4 protein-coding genes are annotated in these 3,465 nt (G+C 46.3%); 2 read left to right on the plus strand and 2 right to left on the minus strand.

The window, feature by feature from the left end; genetic code table 11:
• Positions 1 to 288 precede the first annotated feature (288 nt).
• Both QUB11_RS30945 and hisF read right to left on the minus strand, forming a co-directional pair.
• A complete protein-coding gene (locus tag QUB11_RS30945) occupies positions 289 to 630 on the minus strand; it encodes a low temperature-induced protein (protein WP_333207491.1) in 342 nt (113 codons plus the stop codon).
• 433 nt (positions 631 to 1,063) lie between these two features.
• Positions 1,064 to 1,855: an imidazole glycerol phosphate synthase subunit HisF gene (gene hisF, locus QUB11_RS30950; RefSeq protein WP_333207489.1), complete on the minus strand. Its 792-nt coding sequence runs from the start codon at positions 1,853 to 1,855 to the stop codon at positions 1,064 to 1,066.
• 195 nt (positions 1,856 to 2,050) lie between these two features.
• Here hisF and QUB11_RS30955 point away from each other — a divergent pair, with 195 nt between their 5' ends.
• Both QUB11_RS30955 and QUB11_RS30960 read left to right on the plus strand, forming a co-directional pair.
• Positions 2,051 to 2,281 (plus strand): hypothetical protein, encoded by a 231-nt coding sequence (locus QUB11_RS30955; protein ID WP_333152108.1) that lies wholly within the window; start codon positions 2,051 to 2,053, stop codon positions 2,279 to 2,281.
• Positions 2,282 to 2,369: 88 nt separating this feature from the next.
• Complete coding sequence (locus tag QUB11_RS30960) at positions 2,370 to 3,359, plus strand: adenylate/guanylate cyclase domain-containing protein (RefSeq protein ID WP_333152106.1); 990 nt, start codon at positions 2,370 to 2,372, stop codon at positions 3,357 to 3,359.
• The last annotated feature ends 106 nt before the right edge of the window (positions 3,360 to 3,465 follow it).

Raw genomic sequence — 3,465 nt, forward strand, 5'->3', positions numbered from 1 at the left:
TAAGGATCGCGAATTAAATAACTTACAATTTTATTTGTTATTGTGGGATGGGCGTCCCGCCCGTCTTTTTGGGACGGGCGGGACGCCCATCCCACAAACTTGTGGAAGTTATTTAATTCTCATTCCTAAGAGCAATTATGAAAACTCAAGCTAAATTTAGATTGGATACTGGCTTTTCAATAATGTGCCGCGGTGCGGTGTCTCTACAAAAAAATCTAGGGACACGGCACTACGCCGTGTCCCTAATCTTTTATACTCACAACTGTCCGCTGACTACTGCGCGCTGAGTTAGTCTTTAACTTTGCTGACAGCTTTTTTGACTTGTTGCTCAAAGGATGTAGCTTGTGTATTGGAAGGATTTTTCATTTTTTCAATGTCAGCGTCTCCCTGAACTTCGTTGGGTCCTTTGCTGGCTTTTTCTTGAGTTTCTTCCAAGGACATTGGTTTTTTCAGTACAGCTTCTTGAGATTCTTTTTCAATTCCTAAAAGTTGGTCTTCACCTTTTGTGGGGCTGCTAGTAACTGCAAAAGCCGGGAAAGCATTAGAAACAAACATCAAAGCACAAAAACAAACAGCTATTAAACTGCGGACTAAACGCTTGGCAGGGAAGTTAAAGCTGATAAAAGACATACAAATTTTCTCCGTTTTTAGAAGTTTTGATCGCTAAGATTGTTAACAGGCTGAAGCTCACTCATATTCTGCACAATCTTTAACTCAAGTTTGATAAAAGCAACCGTTGCTTTCTTTCAAATTGAGCTAATATATAATATTTAGCTGAAAAAGCTGGTATTTGAAATCCTTCTCAGGGAATATTTCTAGTTGACTGGCGTCGATCGCCCCAAGAGATTTATGTAGAAGGCACTTGTGTAGAATCAAAAAAATTCTCTATAAGTGCCTTCGGATGCGCCTCACATAGCAGTATCAATGTCAGTAACTGGTTTTATCGTGGGGTGGGGGCGGATTTATTTAGCCTCTTTGCAACGTGAGAGGGCGCTGGAGTGAACCCGCAGAGCGGTTTGTTAAAAATGTTGCAAGATATGAGATGCGATCGACTATCCACTGACTAATGACTAATAACTAATGGCTGCTGCTGTCGCACGGGAACTTGAAATTTTGCTAGATAAGTTTTAATTTCTCCTACACTGAGTTGCCCGTAATGCAGCAGGGAAGCTAGCAGTGCAGCTTCTGCTTTCCCCTCAGTCACGGCTTCGTAGATGTGGTGGCAGTTGCCGGCGCCGCCGGAAGCAATGACGGGAATTTCGACCATTTCGGCAATGCTGCGAGTTAATTCCAAATCGTAACCGGCTTGAGTGCCGTCCGAGTCCATGCTTGTCACCAGAATTTCGCCGGCGCCGCGCTGTTCGGCTTCCTTTGCCCAGGCGATCGCATCTTTGCCGGTATTTTCTCGCCCTCCGCGCACGTACACGTCCCAACCAGGATGATCTGCGTCTTGCCGTTTGCGAGCGTCGATCGCCACTACAATGCACTGATTACCAAATCGATCGCTAGCTCTGTCAATTAAACTCGGATCGCGCACCGCCGCCGAATTAATACTCACCTTATCAGCGCCCGCCCTCAACAAACTTTTAATTGTGTCTAAGGATTGGATGCCGCCGCCCACCGTCAAAGGGATAAATACGCGATCGGCCGTTCGATACACCACATCGATCATAATATTCCGGTCTTCGTGAGTCGCCGTAATGTCCAGAAACACCAACTCGTCAGCACCGGCATCGTTGTAAACCTGAGCCATTTCTACCGGATCGCCAGCATCCTGAAGGTTGACAAAATTGACACCTTTGACCACGCGACCGGCTTTCACATCCAAACAAGGCAAAATTCTTTTCGACAACATAAAATTCTCGTATTTCCAACTTATTGACCGCCGCAGCGAGGAAAAGGCTTTGTTGATATCTTCAAAAACCAGAAGTTAAGCAACAAATCTTAAAGATACCTTGTGTTTAACAATTCTCGATCGGAGCCGGAGAGCCATTTTTCAGTTTTTTTATGCCCCCTTAGCATAAATAAAACTGGGATCGCAGTGGGAGCCGTGACATTAGGTAGAATATTGGTAGATAGTTATATTTTCAGCAAAAAAGCACCAAATTTAACTCCCCAGATAGAACTGTGGGGTGAAAAATATGACAATTTCGCTTATGATCGAACCATAACTACCTTTGCTGGCGATCGAATTGTGGTTCGGCAATCCTGTATGGTTTGGTGCATCGACGATCGACTAAACAATTTTAGATTTGAGAACGGCCGATTTGAGGTTTTTTAGCAGCAATCTCAGTCATAAGCCGCGCGGTAAAGTTAAAATTTAAAGTTTAAAACCTCAAACCGGTTGACTTGATGTCGTTTTTAGGGCTGTGGTGACTTTGCAAGCCAATCCACATTTGGTACTTCGTACAGAGAAAAGCGGCAATCGCTACTTGCCGCTCTCCGGCAGCAATTGCTGGACAGTAGGGCGGAGCGATGACAATAATTTTGTACTGACCGATCGCTGGATTTCCCGTAATCACGCGATGTTACAGCAAATGGAGACAGGAGAGTTCTACCTAATCGACTTGGGCAGCCGCAATGGTTCCTTTGTCAACGGGCGGCGGGTCAGTATTCCTGTCACTCTCAGAAATGGCGATCGGATTATTTTCGGTCAAACCGAATTGGACTTCTACAACCCAACCGCCGGGCACCGACACGATCCAATACACGAGACAGACTCTGAAGATTTTACGGCGACTTTGACGGTGCGTAGCCTGATTAGCGTCATGGTAATGGACATCCGAGACTTTACAGTTTTGACTAGGCAGCTAGACGAAACCCTCCTCTCGGAAGTCATCGGCAATTGGTTCCGCAAAGCAGGACAGATCATTCGCGAACACGGCAGTTGGGTGGACAAATACATCGGCGATGCCATCATGGCCGTCTGGTTCCACAAAACCAGCGGTGTCAGCAGCGAGGAAATGATGCGGATTTGCCAAGCTTTGAGCGAACTGCACAAGGCAACAGACGAACTCAGCAGCCGTTACCCGCTGCCTTTTCCTTTGCGAGTCGGGGCCGGCATCAATACTGGTTATGCAATGGTGGGAAATTCTGGCAGCAGCGACCGATCGGACTATACTGCCTTGGGAGATACTGTAAACGCAGCATTTCGCCTGGAATCTTGCACCAAGCAACTCGGCAAGGATATCGCTGTGGGAGAAACTACCTACAAATATCTGACGCAATTGGGGGCCCAGGGCGCTTTCGAGCAGCACACCGTTGCTTTAAAGGGTTACGACACTCCCACCGTGACTTACGGCGGTACTTATGCTGACTTGAACGCTTTTCTCAAAACGAAAGGAAAAAGTTCTCCATAGCTAGAAAATGGGGTGCAGGGCAAAAATTAACCGCTTTAAAAAACCTAGGCAAACCTGGGTAAGCTCAGCGGTATAAGTTTGAAACGTTCTTTCTTAGCGCCTACGC

The organism is Microcoleus sp. B6-A1 (assembly GCF_036705085.1).
In the GTDB taxonomy this organism is placed as follows: domain Bacteria; phylum Cyanobacteriota; class Cyanobacteriia; order Cyanobacteriales; family Microcoleaceae; genus Microcoleus.